We start from the raw sequence: 16,975 nt of genomic DNA on the forward strand, positions 1-16,975 counted from the left end.
CGCACAGCCCCCTCCCGAACATAGTGTCCGGCAGCGAAGCCAGTGCAATACGCCCATTGTGGGTGCGAATTCACATCATCGTGACCCTGAAGTCATCTGCATATCTATTGCAGAGTTCGCCTTGTCACTGGGTGCGCACCCGTCCGTCGCGGGGCTCGTTGCGCGTATCGGATCGCGATCGGAGCGGACGCCGGGCCGGGCCCGCGCCCGCCCCGCCGGGCTCAGCCCCGGATGAAGGCCAGGATGTCCGGATTGATGATTTCCGGATGGGTGGCGAACAGTCCGTGGGACAGGCCCTCATAGACCTTCAGCGTGCCGGCGCCGAGGAGCTTGATCGCGAGCTTGGCCGAGTTCTCGATCGGGACGACCTGGTCGTCGCTGCCGTGCATGATCAACACCGGCACGTCGATCAACTTCAGGTCCTCGGTGAAGTCCGTCTCCGAGAAGGCCTTGATGCAGTCGTAGTGCGGCTTGGCCCCGCCCATCATGCCCTGGCGCCACCAGTTCCGGATCAGCCCCTCGGAAACCTTCGCGCCGGGCCGGTTGAAGCCGTAGAAGGGCCCGCTCGGGATATCGAGGAAGAACTGCGCGCGGTTGGCGGCCAGCGCCGCGCGGAAGCCGTCGAACACCTCCATCGGCAGGCCGCCGGGGTTCCGGTCGGAGCGGACCATGACCGGGGGGACGGCGCCGATCAGCACGGCCCTGGCGACCCGTCCCTTGCCATGCCGGGCCACGTAGCGCGCGACCTCGCCGCCGCCCGTCGAGTGGCCGACATGGACGGCATCGCGCAGGTCGAGCGCCGCAGCCAGATCGGCGACGTCGGCGGCATAGGTGTCCATGTCGTTGCCCGTGTCGGTCTGGGCCGAGCGGCCGTGGCCGCGCCGGTCGTGGGCGATGACGCGGTAGCCGTTCTCCAGGAAGAACAGCATCTGGTTGTCCCAGTCGTCCGCGCTGAGCGGCCAACCGTGGTGGAAGACGATGGGCTGCCCCTTGCCCCAGTCCTTGTAGAAGATCTCGGTGCCGTCCCTGGTCGTGATCGTCGGCATGGTCCTGTCTCCCCTGGTTGATGGCCGAGGTCCGGCGCAGCCGGCGGAACGGCGCGACGGTGCCGCCCCGGATGCAGTGTCTCAGGAAGCTGGGCGGGGCGGGTGTTAATCGTCGTAAAGCGCGGCGCAGAAGGCTCCGTCAGTCCAGGAAGATGTCGGGCACGAGCCGTGCGCCCGGCGCGTAGGCATAGCCCGAGAGATCGGTCACGCCGCTCTCGGCCAGCACGTCCTCGTCCAGGAAGAAGTTGCCTGTGCACTGCCGGCTGTCGCGCACCAGGATCGCATGGGCGGCGTCGGCGACGATCTCTGGCCTGCGGCCGAGCTCCGGCCCGGCGCCGGGGATCATCTGCAGCGCCGCGGTCGCGATCAGCGTGCGCGGCCACAGAGCGTTGGCGGCGATGCCGTCCTCGCGGAACTCCTCGGCCCAGCCGAGCACGCAGAGGCTCATCCCGTATTTCGCGATGGTGTAGGCCACGTGGTCCTTGAACCAGCGCGGGTTCAGGTTCGGCGGCGGGGCGAGGGCCAGGATGTGCGGGTTCGCCGCCTTCCTGAGCCAGGGCAGGCAGGCCTGCGTGGCCGCGAAGGTCCCGCGCACATTGACGCCGAACATCAGGTCGAAACGCTTCATCGGCGTCTCGGCCGTGCCCGTCAGGCTGATGGCGCTGGCATTGTTCACGACGATGTCGATGCCGCCGAATGTCTCGGCGGCCTGCGCCGCCGCCTCGGCGAGCTGGATCTCGTCGCGGATGTCGACCTTGAGGGCCAGCGCGCGGCCGCCGGCGGCCTCGACGGCCTCCGCGGCGGTGTGGATGGTGCCCGGCAGCCTCGGGTGCGGTGCGTCGGTCTTGGCAACGATGGCAAGGTTGGCGCCGTCGCGCGCCGCGCGCAGGGCGATCGCGAGGCCGATGCCGCGCGACGCCCCGGTCACGAACAGGGTCTTGCCCCTGAGGCTCGTGATGGGGAGGCTCGTCATGGACTTGCCCTCACCGGCCCTGGAAGACCGGCTTGCGCTTGGCGACGAAGGCGGCGACGCCCTCGGCGAAGTCGCGCGTCGCCGCGCCGGCGGCGAAGCTCTCGGCCTCGGCCTGGAGCTGGGATTCCAGCGGCCGGTCCAGGCTGGCGTTGAGCAGCGCCTTGGTGCGCGCATAGGCGGCAGTGGGCCCCGCCGCCAGGCGGTGCGCCAGGGAAAGGGTCTCGGCCTCGAGGCTTGCCGCTGGCACGACCCTGTTGACCAGTCCGAGCCGCTCGGCCTCGGCGGCGCCGAAGCGGTCGCCCAGCAGCGCGATCTCGGCCGCCCGGCGGGCGCCCACCACTCGCGGCAGGTGGAAGGTCGCCCCGCCGTCGGGACTGGCGCCGATGTGGCAGTAGGCTAGCGTCAGCACCGCGTCCTCGGCCGCGACCGCCAGGTCGCAGGCCAGCATCAGGCTGAAGCCGAAGCCCGCGCAAGGCCCCTCGACCGCGGCGATCACCGGCTTCGGCATGCGGCGCAGCAGGATCACCGACTGGTGCACGGTGGAGATCAGCTTCTCGAAGAAGGCGCGCGGGCTGCCGCCTGGCTCGGCCAGCAGGCCCGCGAACATCTTCACGTCTCCGCCCGCCATGAAGGCGCCGCCGGCACCTCGGATCACCACGGCGCGCACGGCCTCGTCGGCCTCGCAGCGTGCAAGCGCCGCGTGGAGCCCCTCGGCCATGGCGGGATCCAGCGCGTTCAACGCTTCCGGGCGATCCAGGGTGACGGTGGCGACGGCCTCGGACACCTCCAGCCGGACTCGGTTGTTCAGGTCGGTCAAGGAACTCTCCTCCCGGGGCGGCAGTTTGCTCGTGGACCCGTGCCGCGCCGCTGGGGCCGGGCCTGGAAGGCTATCGCCAATGCCGGGCCCGCTCAACGCGGGCGCTCCATGACGCCCCGTGGCATAAGGGGTCCGGCGCCCTCCGCGCGGAGGCGGCGGGCACGGGGGAAGGGGCACCACGGGTGGATGCCGCTTCGCCGATCGTGGTGCGGCGGACGCAGAGTGGGGCTGCGCGGGCGAGCGTGCCATTGATGGCGTAAGTGAGGGCGATCCTGACGGCGGGACGGCTGTGACCAAGCAATCCGACAAGATCCTGTGGGTCCAGTGCGCACGTGGCCTGACCATCAGCCTGGTGGTGCTGGGCCACATGCTCTTCGGCGTCGACGACGCGGTCGGGATCGACCCGACCGTGTTCCTGTACTCGACGACGACCCTCGCGATGTTCCGGATGCCGCTGTTCTTCTTCGTGGCGGGCATCTTCGCCTACCGCAGCATCGCGCGGCCCACGGACGTCCTGGTGAACCGGACGATCATGCAGCTCGTCTGGGTCTACCTGCTGTGGTCGCTGGTGCACTGGGCCATTAAGGTGCCGTTCGGAGCCATGGGCAACAACGGCATGCCGCTCGACGCGATCCTGAAGATCGCTTACCGGCCCATCGACGTGCTGTGGTTCATCTACGTCCTGATCCTGTTCTATCTCGTCACCTGGGCGACCCGGAAGCTTCCGGCGTTCCTGATGGTGGCGCTGGCCGCGACCATCGCCTCGGCCGGGATCGAGACCGATCCGAAATGGATCACCCGCGCCAGCCACATGTACGTCTACTTCCTGATGGGCTACATGGGCTCGGAGCTGGTGCTGGCCTACGGCCAGCGGGTGAAGGCCTGGTACGCCGTTGCCGCCGTTCCCGCCTTCGCGGTGGTGTCGGTCGGCATGGTGGCGCTGGATGTCTGGCGGGACCACACGCTGTGGTTCATCGCGGCATGCCTGGGCATCGTCGCGATGTCCTGCCTCTGCATCACGATCGCCGAGACGTGGCTCGGTTCCATGCTGCGCTTCCTGGGCGACCGCTCGCTGCCGATCTTCGTGATGCACACGATCGTGGGGCCGACGACCCGGGTCATCCTGACCAAGACGGGGCTGGTCACCGAGCCGCTGCTGCTGGTTCCCATCTGCACCGTGGTGGCCATCGCCGTGCCCGTCGCGGCCGCGGTGATCGCCGATCGGCTCGGTCTGTCCTGGGTCTTCATCAAGCCCGCGTGGTTCCAGATTCCGTTTTCCGGCAGCTCGGGCGCACGCCCGGCGGACACTTCCGCTCCGCTGCCGGGGAGCGGGATGCCGGCCTCGCCTGGATTGGGACGCGCGGGGCGCTGAGGGCCGTCCCGGCAGCCGTCCCGCCTCATGGCCTGCGCTGTGCCCGTCGGCATTCTAGGGCCTTCGCCGCCGTCCGGGCGCCGGTCGGGAGCCGCGCCCCGCGGGCCGCAGGGCCGCCTCGGCCGCTTCCGCAGGCTGGAAACAAAAAATTCTTAGGATTTTAAGAAGTTCTTTCCCGTGCCGTGCTGCACTGCAGGATCGCGGTGCAGCGGAAGGGATAGCCAAGCCGTTCCCGCCGCTGCGCCGACGCTGCGGAACAGCAATGGACGGGACATCACCATGCTTGCGGACTGGCGCATTCAGACGAAGACGACCGTCGCCGCGGCGGTCGTCGGACTGTTCTCCGTGGCAATTGCCGCCGCCGGCTTCATCGCGCTGCAAAGGACGGAATTAGCCGTTGGCGAGCTCGTCCGGACACAGGCGGCCCAGCTCGAGGCCTTCGACCTGCGCGTCGACATCATCGCGCTGAGCCGCATGGAATACGAACTCGGCAACGAGCCCACCCAGGTGGAGAAGTTCTCGGCCCAGGCCGACAAGCGCATTGCCGAGATGAACGGGCGCCTGGACAAGCTGGCGGCGGCCACGGCCGGCGATCAGGCCAGCCAGGTGGCTGCCATCCGCTCCGGCTTCGGCACCTACGAGGCCAAGGTGCGGGGCATGCTGGGCACCGCGCGGGAGTTCAACGCCAAGGGCGCCGGGGCCGACAGGGCCGTGATCCTGGAGGGGCTGCAGACCAGCCGCGCGGGCCAGATGGCCATGACCGATGCCGTGAAGGCGTATAACGCCGGCGTCTCGCAGCGCGCGGACCAGGCGACGGAAGCGGCGCTGGGCCTCGCGCGGACCATGAAGCTGATCCTGGCTGCGACGGCGTTCCTGGCGCTCGCGATCGGCATTACGGTCGCCGTCCTGATCTCGCGCGTCGGCCTCGTCCTGCCGCTGCGCGCCCTGATGCAGGAGGTGCGCCGTCTCGCCGCGGGGCAGCTCGACCGCCAGGTGGTGGGCATCGCACGCAGGGACGAGGTCGGCGAGCTGGCCCGTTCGGTCGAAGGCTTCCGCCAGGACCTCGTCAAGGCGCGGGACCTGGAGGTCGAGACCGGCCAGCAGCGTGAACGGGCGCTCGAACTCGCGCGCCAGCGCGACGGCATGCTGCGCGACTTCGACGGCGCCGTCTCGACGATCCTGCGCGGCTTGGCCGCCGCCGCCGCCGAGCTGGAGGGCACGGCCCGCGGCATGACCGACATCGCGCATCAGGCGACGGACCGCGCGGCCTCCTCCGCCACGGCTTCGGACGAGACCTCGGCCAATGTGAACGCCGTGGCCGCCGCCATCGAGGAGATGAACGCCTCCATCGCCGAGATCGCCCGCCAGGTCGAGGACAGCGCCGGCGTGGCGAGCGCCGCCATGCGCGAGGCCGAGCAGACCAACGCGGTGGTCGGCGATCTCTCGCAGTCGGCCCAGCGGATCGGCGAGGTGGTGGAGCTGATCAGCAGCATCGCGGCCCAGACGAACCTGCTGGCGCTGAACGCGACCATCGAGGCCGCCCGCGCCGGCGAGGCCGGCAAGGGCTTCGCGGTCGTGGCCTCCGAGGTCAAGAACCTCGCCAGCCAGACCGCCAAGGCCACCGAGGACATCTCGGCCCAGATCGCCGCCATGCAGTCGGTGACCGGCTCGGCGGTCGGGGCGATCAAGGGCATCGCGGGGACCATCGCGCGGGTGCACGAGATCAGCTCGGCCATCGCCAGCGCGGTCGCGCAGCAGAATGCGACCACGGGCGAGATCAGCCGCTCGGTCCAGCAGGCCTCGCAGGCGACGGCCAGCGTCTCGGCATCGCTGTCCGACGTCTCGGACGCCGCGGCCCAGACCGGCAAGGCCGGCACCCAGGTTCTCTCGGCTGCGCAGGAGCTTTCCCGCAAGTCCGAGGCGCTTCACCAGGAGGTCGACGGCTTCCTCGCGCGCATCCGGGCCGCCTGATCACGGTGGGGCGCCCAGAGGTCCGGGCGCCCCTGCCCCGGCGAATGTTCCGGGGCCGGGGATCCATGTTCGCCGCCGGACGGCATCGAGCCGCACGGCGCCGCATCCGCGCGCCGCTGTGACATTTCGCGGCGGCCATCGTGGTCGCTGCTGTCAAAGGGAACAGAAGCCCATACTTCTGGCTTAAGGAACGGCGCCGAGGTTGGAGGCCCGGTCCGGCGCACGCAGACGCCCCCAATGCGGCACGTCCGGTCCGGGCCGCGGTTGGAGACCCTGTGGATCATCGCCCGTGCGGCGCACGCGCCGCGCCGGGCGCATCAGGTTTCCGGGGCCGACCCGCCGCATCGCATGGAAATGTCTGCCTGGCGATCATGAGCCTTCTTCACCGGCTTTCAGTCCTCTTCATCTTCGTTCTGCTGCCCCTTATCGCGATCGAGGTCTGGAACCAGTTCGACCTGCGGCGGATGCGGGAGGCCGAGGTCCGCGACCAGGCGGCGCGCGTGCTCGGCCTGATCGAGGCCGAGCATGTCAGGCTCGTCGACGGCATCAGGCACATCATGGTCACCCTCAGGCAGACGCGGTCGCTGCGCGAGCAGAACATGGCGGCCTGCCAGGACCTTCTGGACCGCGTGCGCCGCGACTATCCCCCCTATCTCGACATCTATGTCGGGGACCGGAACGGACAGGTCGGCTGCTCGACCGACAAGGGAGGCATCGGCATCAATTTCAGTGGCGTCTTCCACGTCCGCCGCGCCATGGAGACGGGCACCTTCGTCGTCGGCCATTACGTGAAGCGGCTGTCCGACGGGCTGCCTGTCCTCCCCTTCGCCATCCCCTACAGCGACGGTGTCGGGCAGCCGATCGGTGTCCTGACCGCGGTGCTCGACCTTCGCTGGCTCGGGGACTATATCGCCACGACCGGAATGCCACCGAACACCGCCGTGACGTTGGTGGACGCCGCCGGGGTCGTCCTGGCCCGAATTCCCGAGATGCCGGACATCATCGGACGTCCGATTCCGCTGTCCTACAGGCACCTCCTGATGGGACGGGAGCGTGGCACGGTCGAACTCCCCGGCCTGGACGGCGTGACGCGGATCCTCGCCTATTCACCTCCCGGCGCCGACGCCACGAACCTGCTCATCACGGTCGGCTTCGACCGGGACCAAGCGTACCAGGGCATCGAACAGGCGCTGTGGCGATCGCTTGCGCTGATCTTCGCCGTGCTGGCCGGCAGCTTGCTCTGCGCGTGGTGGGGCGTGAGCCAGTATCTGCACCGGCCTATCTCGGTCCTGAGAGCGGCGACGGACCGGTGGCGGTCGGGGGACCAAGCGGCGCGGGCACAGCTCGGCGGTGGCGTCTCCGAGATCGTGTCGCTCGCGGCCGCCTTCGACTCCATGGCCGAGGACCTCCAGCGCAAGGGCACCGAGCGCGAGCGGGCCTTCGCCGAGACCCGGAAGGCCGAGGCGCGGCTGCGGGCCATCTTCGACACGGCGGCGGACGCGATCGTCGTGCTGGACGATTCCGGCGCGATCCAGGCCTTCAACTCCGCGACCACGCAGATGTTCGGCTATGAATCCGAGGAGCTGGCCGGGCGCGGCCTGGAGCTTCTGGTGACGGATCCGCCGGGCTGCGCGTGCAGGCTTTCCGACTGCCTTCGCCCCAACGAAGCCGGGATCGTTGGCTCCCGCTGCGAGCTGGAAGGGCGCAGGAAGGACGGATCGGTCTTCCCGATCGACGTGTCCATCGGCGAATGGAGAGCCGATGGAAGGCGATTCCTGACCGTGATGACGCGCGACGTGACGGAGCGGCGCGAGGCGGAGCGCCGGGTCCAGAGCAGCAGCGCATTGCTGGAGACGATCATCGAGAGCATCCCCGATCCGATCTTCGTGAAGGATATGGAGGGCCAGTATCTCGTCGCGAACGGAAGCACCTGCCGGGTCTTCGGCATCGAGCCCGACAGGCTGCATGGACTGCGGGACCAGGACCTGTTCCCGGCCGACGTCGTCGCGGGGATCGAGGCCGGCGAGCGCCGCATCCGCAGCACAGGCAGCATGATCGCCGTGGAGGAGGAGATCCCCGACGCCACCAGCGGCGAGATGCGCTTCTACCTGACCACCAAGGCGCCATTGCGGGATGCGACCGGGGCGATCGTCGGCGTCGTCGGCATCGCCCGCGACATCACCGAGCGCAAGCGCTCCGAGGACGTCCTGCGCGCCGCGAAGGCCGAGGCCGAGCGGGCGAGCGTCGCCAAGTCCAAGTTCCTTGCGGCCGCCAGCCACGACCTGCGCCAGCCCGTCCAGTCGCTGGTCCTGTTCATGGCGGTGCTCAGGGACCGCCTGGAGGGGCAGGCTTCGGGCGCCGTGCTGGACGCCATGGAGCAGGCGCTGCACAGCCTTCGCGGCCTGCTGGACAGCCTGCTCGACGTCTCGCGCCTCGATGCCGGCCTCGTCGTGGCCAGCCCGGTGCCGCTGCCCGTCGGCCCGCTCCTTCAGGGCCTCGCGGCCGAGTATGCGCCCAGGGCGGCGGCACAGGGGCTCGGGCTGCGCGTGGTCGAGAGCGGGGCGGTGGTGCTCAGCGATCCGACCCTGCTGGAACGGATGCTGAGGAACCTCGTCGAGAATGCGGTTCGCTACACCGAGCGGGGCGGCATCCTGATCGGATGCAGGATGCAGGGTGAAAGGCTGCGCATCGATGTCGTCGATACCGGGATCGGGATCGCGCCGGAGCGCCAGGGCGAGGTGTTCGAAGAGTTCTTCCAGATCGGCAATCCCGAGCGCGACCGCAGCAAGGGCCTGGGCCTCGGGCTTGCGGTGGTGCGGCGCCTGGCGCGGCTGCTCGGGCATGAACTTCGCGTCCGCTCCGTCCCCGGGCGGGGATCGACCTTCTCGGTCGAGGTCCCGCTCGCCGCGCCGGCGGCCCCCGCCCTGGGCGCGGCGGACGGGCGCGAGCCCCTGCACGAGGCGGGGCGCGTCCTCGTCGTGGATGACGAGGCGCTCGTGCGCATGGGCCTGCAGGCCATGATCGAAGGCTGGGGCTACGACGTGGCGTCCGCGGGGACCGTGGCCGAGGCGGTGGAGGTCGTGCAGCGCGGCTTCAGCCCGGAGGTGCTGCTGGTGGATTACCGGCTGCGTGCGGGCGAGACCGGCCTTCACGTGATCCGCGCCGTGAAGGGCCGGATCGGCGACGATGTGCCGGCCGCCATCGTGACCGGCGACACCGCCCCGGAACGCCTGGCCGAGGCAAAGGCCGGCGGATACCGCCTGCTTCACAAGCCCGTTGCCGCCCGCGAGCTGCGCAGCGTGGTCAGCGATCTGATGGCACGCGCCCGCGCGGTGTGAGCCCGGGGAGCGACCGAGGAATGCACCTGCCGGAAGTCGGGAGGCCGCCGGCATCCTCGCCGCGGGCAATCCCTGCCGCGTAATCCGCGAGATCACGGAGTGAGCGGGGACGGGCGGGAGCGATCCGGCCCGGCGTTCCGGCGACGGCGCCGAAGAGGGCGGGACAAGGCCTTCCCCACTGTGTATAGTGACCGCGCTAGACGAGCCGTTCACGCTTGGTTCTGGCCGGCGCGCCCGTAGCTCAGCAGGATAGAGCACAGGATTCCTAATCCTGGGGCCGTGGGTTCGAATCCCGCCGGGCGCACCATCTCTCCGCCAGGTCCTTGTTCAGGCGAATAGAGTTTCTGCGGTTTCCAGCGCCTCTTTCCCTTGGCACCCGCGATCCCGCTGAAGCGTGGCACTTCGCCGTCATGCGGGCGGCCGGTGCTGCTTGATCGCGCCGACGGCATGCGCAGTGGTCGGTCGAGGTGCCGAAATCGAGAAACGGTGCAGGCCCGCCGGGTCGAGGCGTGCCGTCCACCGCAAATGGCGTCGGCAAGCGCGTGCTTGCGAGCCGGCCATCATCTCTCGGTTGCCCGCCAGCGCCGAGCCGGCGAGGACAATGGTGGACGGGAGTCCGCGCCAGCCCAGGGCGATCCAAGCCACCTCTGAGCTCGGGGGCCCGTCCACCGATCCCACCGTGACCCCGAACAGTCGCCTAGGCCACGAGGCGAAGGCCGCATTCGCAAGGACGGGCATGGACCAGCTTCCCTCAGCACCGTGCTTCGTCAGAATTGAAATCGTTTGCCGTTAGCTTGGCTTAGCGGAACTCGTGCGCCTTATGCACTCGTACTCCTGGGATCGGGGATGATGGTAGCTGACGGTGCAAGGGGGCACTGTCCGAAGCTGCCACTTAGCTCGTGGTGGTATTGCTGGTTTATTGCGGTGGCGATATCTAACGCCGACCCTGGCGTCGCATCTGGGCAATACTTCCACATGCACCAGTTGGCGGATTGAATTATCGTCCGTCAGGCTGCTGCAGTTCAGCCAGGGGTTGAATGTCGGACCGTATTCTTTCTACTATGATGCGGGTTGTTTTGCGATATCCAGATGCCGCTGCAAAATTCAGCGCCCTTTCGGTGAATGTCTTATCATGTACGCATCTGGACTTGAAAGTCTCAACCGCCCGACATGCCAGCGTCGGCGTCAGAAAGCCCCAAGTATATTTCTCAACAACGTATTCTAAGTTGTCTAGTTCAGCAAAGACCCACATGTCAAACAGGGAGACTCCAACGGGATCTGGAGGAGTGTAGACGTTAAATGGAGGGAGGGTTCCTGGCGTGGCTTGGCTCCACGACTGATCGACCATCGCTCCAAGCCTATTGTTAGCGACATCAAGTCTATCGTAAAATTTATCGAGAGATGACTCGTAACGAGCCATAATCCACTGGATGTAACCAAAAACAAATCCAAATATTATTACTGATATTTCTACTGCATCTTTGGCAGTTTCCTGGGAGGAGGTGTTGGCTTTGGCGTCGTCCGGAATGGGCTGTTTGAGCCAGAGGAGTATGAGAAGGAGTATCAAGAGTATGACAGCTCCTATGAGCCATGGCCTTACCATAACCCACATGTTGGGCTTTATTCCATAATAAGCTAGTTTCCCTCGCTCTGCGGATATTCTGCACACGTCATTATCTCCCGGTGCGTTTTTCGGTCGAGAGATTTATTTTGGTCGTTGTGGTCGCGATAGAAATTGCTTTGAGACATCAAGTTCTATTTTTATTGGAGACTGTGATTTTGATTATGTGCCTTTTGCATTCGCGGTTCCACAGCGTATACCGCATCGGCATGTATTCCCGTGTGCATTGGGCCCGAAGACCGGCAACCAGTCAATGGACTGCATTTGGCGAGAGCGCTCGCGAGTTCGGGAACAGGACCTGAGGCCGTGCGCAAGTTTGCGCGCGGGTAAAAGAAGTGGCATCGACAAAGATCAAGCTCGCGGAGGCCCTGACTTCCGGGAAGAATGGTCGCCCATCCGCCGGGCGCACCATTTCCTCCCGGTTTCGCCCTTGATTGGGTTCGAGGCCCGGCTCGTACATGGCTGTCACAGCCAGCCCTGCGATGCTATTTGCATCGTCTTCGAGTGGATCCTCGGCGAGAGGCATCGAATGCCCTCTCGCCGAGGGCAGGGCGCGACCACCTTCACCGGATGATGTCCCGGTGGTAGGTGCGACGCTTCGAGTCAGGCAGCCCGGGGCTGGGCTGCGAGCATAGTCAGCACATCTCCGAGCAATTGGCGGCTTCCGGCAGGGGATCCGTACTGCCACGCTGCATGGCAAATCGGGGGTGGCGGTCGCCACCCCCAGGTCCGGCACCGGGGCGGGGAGGAGCGCACCGGAGCCTTACTTGACGCGACCCTCCTTCCAGGCCTGGAGGAGCGAGTCGTAGCCGACGGTCTCGCCCGGCGGCTTCTCGTTGGCGAGCTTGGGCTTGGGCGCGCCGGGCTGGTCGAACCAGTACTGAGCGTCCTGGACCTTGTTCAGCTTCGGGCCGCACTCGGTCATCACATTGGCGCGCTCAAGCCGCGCCAGCACCGAATCCTGGGCCTCGGCCAGGCTGTCCATGGCCTGCTGCGGGGTCTTCTCGCCGGTCACGGCCTCGGCGACGTTCTGCCACCAGAGCTGCGCGAGCTTGGGATAGTCCGGCACGTTGGTGCCGGTCGGCGTCCAGGCGACGCGCGCCGGGCTGCGGTAGAACTCGACCAGCCCGCCCAGCTTCGGCGCCATTTCGCTCATGGCGGCGCTCTTCAGGTCGCTCTCGCGGATCGGCGTCAGCCCGACGATGGTCTTCTTCAGCGAGGTCGACTTGGCGACCGTGAACTGGGCGTAGAGCCAGGCGGCCTTGCGGCGCTCCACGGGGGTCGACTTCAGCAGCGTCCAGGACCCGGTATCCTGGTAGCCGAGCTTCTGCCCCTCCTCCCAGTAGGGGCCGTGGGGCGAGGGGGCCATGCGCCATTTCGGGGTGCCGTCGGGGTTCACCACCGGCAGGCCGGGCTTCGCCATGTCCGCGGTGAAGGCGGTGTACCAGAAGATCTGCTGCGCGACGTTGCCCTGGGCGGGCACCGGGCCGGCCTCGCTGAAGGTCATGCCCTGGGCCTGGGGCGGGGCGTACTTCTTCAGCCAGTCGATGTACTTGGTCAGCGCGTAGACGGCCGCAGGTCCGTTGGTGTCGCCGCCGCGCGTGACCGAGGATCCCGCGGGGTTGCACCCCTCGACCCGGATGCCCCATTCGTCGACGGGCTTGCCGTTGGGGATGCCCTTGTCGCCGGCCCCGGCCATGCTGAGCCAGGCGTCGGTGAAGCGCCAGCCCAGCGACGGGTCCTTCTTGCCGTAGTCCATGTGGCCGTAGACGCGCACGCCGTCGATCTCCTTCACGTCGTTGGTGAAGAAGTCCGCGATGTCCTCGTAGGCCGACCAGTTGACGGGAACGCCGAGGTCGTAGCCGTACTTGGCCTTGAACCGCTGCTGCAGGTCCGGCCGCGCGAACCAGTCGGCCCGGAACCAGTAGAGGTTCGCGAACTGCTGGTCGGGAAGCTGGTAGAGCTTGCCGTCGGGGCCCGTGGTGAAGCTCTTCCCGATGAAGTCGTCGATGTCCAGGGTCGGCAGGGTCACGTCCTTGCCTTCGCCGCTCATCCAGTCCGAGAGCGGGACCACGGCGCCGTAGCGGAAATGCGTGCCGATCAGGTCGCTGTCGTTGACGTAGGCGTCGTAGACGTTGCGCCCCGACTGCATCTGCGTCTGCAGCTTCTCGATGACGTCGCCCTCCTGGATCAGGTCGTGCTTCAGGCGTATGCCCGTGATCTCGGAGAAGGCGCGGGCCAGCGTCCTGGCCTCGTAGTCATGGGTGGTGATGGTCTCGGAGACGACGTTGATGTCCATCCCGCGGAACGGCTCGGCCGCCTTGATGAACCACTCCATCTCCCGCATCTGCTCCTCCTTCGACAGCGTCGAAGGCTGGAACTCCTGGTCGATCCAGCGCCGCGCCGCATCGCGGTACTGGTCCTGGGCCGCGGCCGGCCCCGCCGCCAGCAGGAACGCGGCGCCGAGGGCGCCTGCCAGCACGGTGCCGGAGCCGAGCCGGCGCGCCATCCTCCCTGAACGCTTGGGCGTCATCTGGGTCCTCCTTTGACGTTCCTTATCCGGGCTCCCCGGGGGAGCCGCTCTTGTCCGGGCCCCGAGGAGCCCCGCCGCGGAATGCGCGCCCCCTGCGAGGGGGCGCTCACCCGAGCCGCATGACGACCGCCATCCAGACGATCGCGATCCCGAAGGCAATCCAGAGGCTGGCATCGCCGAGGGCGAGCCAGGCCAGGTGGATGTAGGCGCTGCCCAGCAGGCCGATGAAGAGACGGTCGCCGCGCGTCGTCTCCATCGGCAGGAAACCCCGGCGCGCCACCGTAGGCGAGGCGATCTCCCACGCCGTCATGGCCGCGAGGATCAGGGCGATGGCCGCGAAGAACAGGGCCGTCGGCCAGGTCCAGGCCATCCATTGCAGGTCCATGGCGCCGTCTCCTTCCCGCCGGTCAGACGCGGCCCAGGGCGAAGCCCTTGGCGATGTAGTTGCGCACGAACCAGATCACGAGCGCGCCCGGGACGATGGTCAGCACCCCGGCCGCGGCCAGCAGGCCCCAGTCCATGCCCGCGGCGCTGACGGTCCTCGTCATGGTCGCCGCGATGGGCTTCGCGTTCACGCTGGTCAGCGTGCGCGCCAGCAGCAGCTCGACCCAGCTGAACATGAAGCAGAAGAAGGCGGTGACCCCGATGCCGGATCGGATCAGCGGCAGGAACACCGTCAGGAAGAAGCGCGGGAAGCCGTAGCCGTCCATGGCCGCGGTCTCGTCGATCTCGCGTGGGACGCCGGACATGAATCCCTCGAGGATCCACACCGCCAGCGGCACGTTGAACAGGCAATGGGCCAGGGCCACCGCGATATGCGTGTCGAACAGCCCGATCGTGGAATAGAGCTGGAAGAACGGCAGCAGGAAGACCGCCGGCGGCGCCATCCGGTTGGTCAGCAGCCAGAAGAACATGTGCCGGTCGCCGAGGAAGCGATAGCGCGAGAAGGCGTAGGCCGCCGGCAGCGCCACCACCAGCGAGATCACGGTGTTCAGCGCCACGTAGTGGATCGAGTTCAAATAGCCCGAGTACCAGCTGGGATCCGTGAAGATCGTGACGTAGTTCTGCAGCGTCGGATTCCGCGGATACAGCGTCAGGCCGGACAGGATCTCGGCGTTCGTCTTCAGCGACATGTTGACCATCCAGTAGATGGGCAGCATCAGGAAGACGATGTAGAGGACCAGGGCGATGCCGCGGGCCGAGACCCGCGCCCGCGCGCGGTCCCTGGGGCCGGCCGTGCCGGCCGGAGCCGCCGGCAGCCCATCGGCGGTGGGGGATTGCACGCTCATCGGGCGTCTCCCGTGCCGACCTTCGTGATGAAGGTGTAGAAGACGTAGGAAAAGAGCAGCACGATCAGGAAGTAGATGATCGAGAAGGCCGCGGCGACGCCGAGGTCGAACTGCCCGACCGCCATGCGCGTCAGGAACTGGCTCAGGAAGGTGGTGGCGTTGCCGGGCCCGCCGCCGGTGAGGACGAAGGGCTCGGTGTAGATCATGAAGCTGTCCATGAAGCGCAGCAGGACGGCGATGATCAGAACGCCGCGCATCTTCGGGAGCTGGATGTACCGGAACACCGACCAGCGCGAGGCGCCGTCGATTTTCGCCGCCTGGTAGAAGGCCGGCGGGATCGCCTGCAGCCCGGCATAGGCCAGCAGCGCCACCAGCGAGGTCCAGTGCCAGACATCCATGGCGAGCACGGTGAGCCAGGCGTCCAGCGGATCGCCGGTGTAGTTGTAGTCGAGCCCGAGGCGCTGCAGCGCGGCGCCGCCGAGGCCGATGTCGCCGCGCGCGAAGATCTGCCAGATGGTGCCGACCACGTTCCACGGGATCAGCAGGGGCAGGGCCAGCAGCACCAGGGTCAGCGAGGTCCGCCAGCCCTTGCCCGAGGGCATGCAGAGCGCGATGGCGACGCCCAGCGGGATCTCGATCGCCAGCACCGCCAGCGAGTACAGCATCTGGCGCAGCAGCGCGTCGCGCAGCCGCTCGTCCTCCAGCACCTTGCGGTACCACTCGGTGCCGACCCAGTAGGCCTGGCCGGGGCCGAAGATGTCCTGGACCGAGTAGTTGACCACCGTCATCAGCGGCAGGATCGCGCTGAAGGCGACGATCGCGACGACGGGGAGGACGAGCAGCCAGGCGCGGTTGTTCCAGGGCTTGTCCATGGCCGGGCTCCCTTCAGTTCACCAGCACGCCGTCGCGGTAGAGCTTGGTCCTGCCCGGCGGGAAGCGCAGGCCGGGGTCCCCGGGCACCGGGCGCCCCTCGTCCAGCTTGACCTTGACGGTGTGCCGCCCCAGGCGGGCCGTCACGATCCTGTGGGTGCCCAGGAAGGCGACGTCGGTGACGTCAACGGGCACGAGGCCGGGCGCGGCGCCGCCGTTCCCCGCCGCGCGGCCGAGATGGTCGATCTCCAGGAATTCCGGACGGATGCCGATCTCGTAGCGGGCGCCCGGGCCGGCGTGAGGGCCGGCGTCGGGGCGCGGGCCCGCGGGCAGCGGGATCGGGATGCCGTCGACCCGCGCCCCGCCCTCGGCAAGCTCGCAGGGCAGCAGGTTCATGCCCGGGCTGCCGATGAAGTAGCCGACGAAGGTGTGGGCGGGCTCTTCGAACAGCTCCTGGGGCGTGCCGACCTGGACGATGGCGCCGTCGACCATGACCGCGACCTGGTCCGCGAAGGTCAGCGCCTCGACCTGGTCGTGGGTCACGTAAATCAGGCTGAGCCGCACCTCCTTGTGGATCTCGCGGAGCTTGCGGCGGAGCTGCCACTTCATGTGCGGGTCGATCACGGTCAGCGGCTCGTCGAACAGGATCGCCGCCACGTCCTCGCGCACGAGGCCGCGCCCCAGCGAGATCTTCTGCTTGGCGTCGGGGGTGAGCCGCTGCGCGCGGCGCTTGAGATCGCCCGTGAGATCCAGCAGCTCGGCCACGCGGCGCACGCGCCGGTCCAGGTCGGGCCGCGCCATGCCGCGGTTGCGCAGCGGGAAGGCCAGGTTGTCGTAGACCGTCATGGTGTCGTAGATGACGGGGAACTGGAATACCTGGGCGATGTTCCGGCGCTCCGGCGACAGGCCGGTGACGTCCCGGCCGCCGAACAGGATGCGACCCTCGCTGGGCGTGATCAGGCCCGAGATGATGTTCAGCAGCGTGGTCTTGCCGCATCCCGACGGGCCCAGCAGCGCGCAGGCCGTGCCGTCCTCCCAGCTCCGGCTGAGCCGCCGCAGGGCGTAGTCGGAGGGCCCCCGCGGATCCGGGCGGTAGCTGTGGGCGATGTCGCGGAGCTCGATGGTCGCCATGGCCCGATCCTCCT

Annotated in this window: 12 protein-coding genes and 1 tRNA gene; 4 read left to right on the forward strand and 9 right to left on the reverse strand. The window is 68.0% G+C overall.

What is annotated here, in order from left to right:
* Positions 1 to 221: 221 nt before the first annotated feature.
* The 3 genes from JUB13_RS29415 to JUB13_RS29425 all read right to left on the reverse strand — a co-directional run bounded on the left by JUB13_RS29415 (position 222) and on the right by JUB13_RS29425 (position 2,836).
* The gene (locus JUB13_RS29415) at positions 222 to 1,046 is read right to left on the reverse strand and encodes an alpha/beta fold hydrolase (protein WP_207485808.1); all 825 of its coding nucleotides are present in this window, start codon (positions 1,044 to 1,046) and stop codon (positions 222 to 224) included.
* A 139-nt stretch (positions 1,047 to 1,185) separates the two neighbouring features.
* Positions 1,186 to 2,019, reverse strand: coding sequence for an SDR family oxidoreductase (locus tag JUB13_RS29420; RefSeq protein WP_207485810.1), 834 nt, complete (start codon positions 2,017 to 2,019; stop codon positions 1,186 to 1,188).
* Between the two features lie 10 nt (positions 2,020 to 2,029).
* Positions 2,030 to 2,836, reverse strand: a complete 807-nt coding sequence (locus JUB13_RS29425) for an enoyl-CoA hydratase/isomerase family protein (RefSeq protein WP_236025321.1) — start codon at positions 2,834 to 2,836, stop codon at positions 2,030 to 2,032.
* Between the two features lie 289 nt (positions 2,837 to 3,125).
* On the opposite strand from JUB13_RS29425, the gene JUB13_RS29430 reads away from it, so the two are divergent.
* From JUB13_RS29430 to JUB13_RS29445, 4 genes are all read left to right on the forward strand, one after another.
* Positions 3,126 to 4,208, forward strand: coding sequence for an acyltransferase family protein (locus JUB13_RS29430; protein WP_207485814.1), 1,083 nt, complete (start codon positions 3,126 to 3,128; stop codon positions 4,206 to 4,208).
* Positions 4,209 to 4,487: 279 nt separating this feature from the next.
* The gene (locus tag JUB13_RS29435; RefSeq protein ID WP_207485816.1) at positions 4,488 to 6,179 is read left to right on the forward strand and encodes a methyl-accepting chemotaxis protein; all 1,692 of its coding nucleotides are present in this window, start codon (positions 4,488 to 4,490) and stop codon (positions 6,177 to 6,179) included.
* A gap of 371 nt (positions 6,180 to 6,550) precedes the next feature.
* Complete coding sequence (locus JUB13_RS29440) at positions 6,551 to 9,517, forward strand: PAS domain S-box protein (protein WP_207485817.1); 2,967 nt, start codon at positions 6,551 to 6,553, stop codon at positions 9,515 to 9,517.
* A gap of 230 nt (positions 9,518 to 9,747) precedes the next feature.
* Positions 9,748 to 9,824, forward strand: a tRNA-Arg gene (locus tag JUB13_RS29445).
* A gap of 690 nt (positions 9,825 to 10,514) precedes the next feature.
* Here the strand turns inward: JUB13_RS29445 and JUB13_RS29450 are convergent.
* The 6 genes from JUB13_RS29450 to JUB13_RS29475 all read right to left on the reverse strand — a co-directional run bounded on the left by JUB13_RS29450 (position 10,515) and on the right by JUB13_RS29475 (position 16,961).
* The gene (locus JUB13_RS29450; RefSeq protein WP_207485819.1) at positions 10,515 to 11,186 is read right to left on the reverse strand and encodes a hypothetical protein; all 672 of its coding nucleotides are present in this window, start codon (positions 11,184 to 11,186) and stop codon (positions 10,515 to 10,517) included.
* A gap of 715 nt (positions 11,187 to 11,901) precedes the next feature.
* Positions 11,902 to 13,671 carry an ABC transporter substrate-binding protein gene (locus JUB13_RS29455; RefSeq protein WP_236025322.1) on the reverse strand — a complete coding sequence of 590 codons (1,770 nt, stop codon included), beginning with the start codon at positions 13,669 to 13,671 and terminating at the stop codon, positions 11,902 to 11,904.
* Positions 13,672 to 13,777: 106 nt separating this feature from the next.
* Positions 13,778 to 14,056, reverse strand: a complete 279-nt coding sequence (locus JUB13_RS29460) for a DUF2160 domain-containing protein (protein ID WP_207485821.1) — start codon at positions 14,054 to 14,056, stop codon at positions 13,778 to 13,780.
* A 22-nt stretch (positions 14,057 to 14,078) separates the two neighbouring features.
* Positions 14,079 to 14,831: a carbohydrate ABC transporter permease gene (locus JUB13_RS29465; RefSeq protein ID WP_236025326.1), complete on the reverse strand. Its 753-nt coding sequence runs from the start codon at positions 14,829 to 14,831 to the stop codon at positions 14,079 to 14,081.
* 125 nt (positions 14,832 to 14,956) lie between these two features.
* Positions 14,957 to 15,832, reverse strand: a complete 876-nt coding sequence (locus JUB13_RS29470) for a carbohydrate ABC transporter permease (protein ID WP_207485825.1) — start codon at positions 15,830 to 15,832, stop codon at positions 14,957 to 14,959.
* A 13-nt stretch (positions 15,833 to 15,845) separates the two neighbouring features.
* Positions 15,846 to 16,961 (reverse strand): ABC transporter ATP-binding protein, encoded by a 1,116-nt coding sequence (locus JUB13_RS29475; protein ID WP_207485827.1) that lies wholly within the window; start codon positions 16,959 to 16,961, stop codon positions 15,846 to 15,848.
* Between the last annotated feature and the right edge of the window lie 14 nt (positions 16,962 to 16,975).

The sequence above is a fragment of the Arenibaculum pallidiluteum genome (genome assembly GCF_017355985.1).
GTDB classification, from domain to species: Bacteria; Pseudomonadota; Alphaproteobacteria; order Azospirillales; family Azospirillaceae; genus Arenibaculum; species Arenibaculum pallidiluteum.

Excerpts from the sequence above, each read along its gene's own strand:
- JUB13_RS29455 (WP_236025322.1), bottom strand. The coding sequence starts at position 13,671 with ATGACGCCCAAGCGTTCAGGGAGGATGGCGCGCCGGCTCGGCTCCGGC.
- JUB13_RS29435 (WP_207485816.1), top strand. The coding sequence starts at position 4,488 with ATGCTTGCGGACTGGCGCATTCAGACGAAGACGACCGTCGCCGCGGCG.
- JUB13_RS29440 (WP_207485817.1), top strand. The coding sequence starts at position 6,551 with ATGAGCCTTCTTCACCGGCTTTCAGTCCTCTTCATCTTCGTTCTGCTG.
- JUB13_RS29420 (WP_207485810.1), bottom strand. The coding sequence starts at position 2,019 with ATGACGAGCCTCCCCATCACGAGCCTCAGGGGCAAGACCCTGTTCGTG.
- JUB13_RS29460 (WP_207485821.1), bottom strand. The coding sequence starts at position 14,056 with ATGGACCTGCAATGGATGGCCTGGACCTGGCCGACGGCCCTGTTCTTC.
- JUB13_RS29415 (WP_207485808.1), bottom strand. The coding sequence starts at position 1,046 with ATGCCGACGATCACGACCAGGGACGGCACCGAGATCTTCTACAAGGAC.
- JUB13_RS29465 (WP_236025326.1), bottom strand. The coding sequence starts at position 14,831 with ATGCTGCCCATCTACTGGATGGTCAACATGTCGCTGAAGACGAACGCC.
- JUB13_RS29470 (WP_207485825.1), bottom strand. The coding sequence starts at position 15,832 with ATGGACAAGCCCTGGAACAACCGCGCCTGGCTGCTCGTCCTCCCCGTC.
- JUB13_RS29475 (WP_207485827.1), bottom strand. The coding sequence starts at position 16,961 with ATGGCGACCATCGAGCTCCGCGACATCGCCCACAGCTACCGCCCGGAT.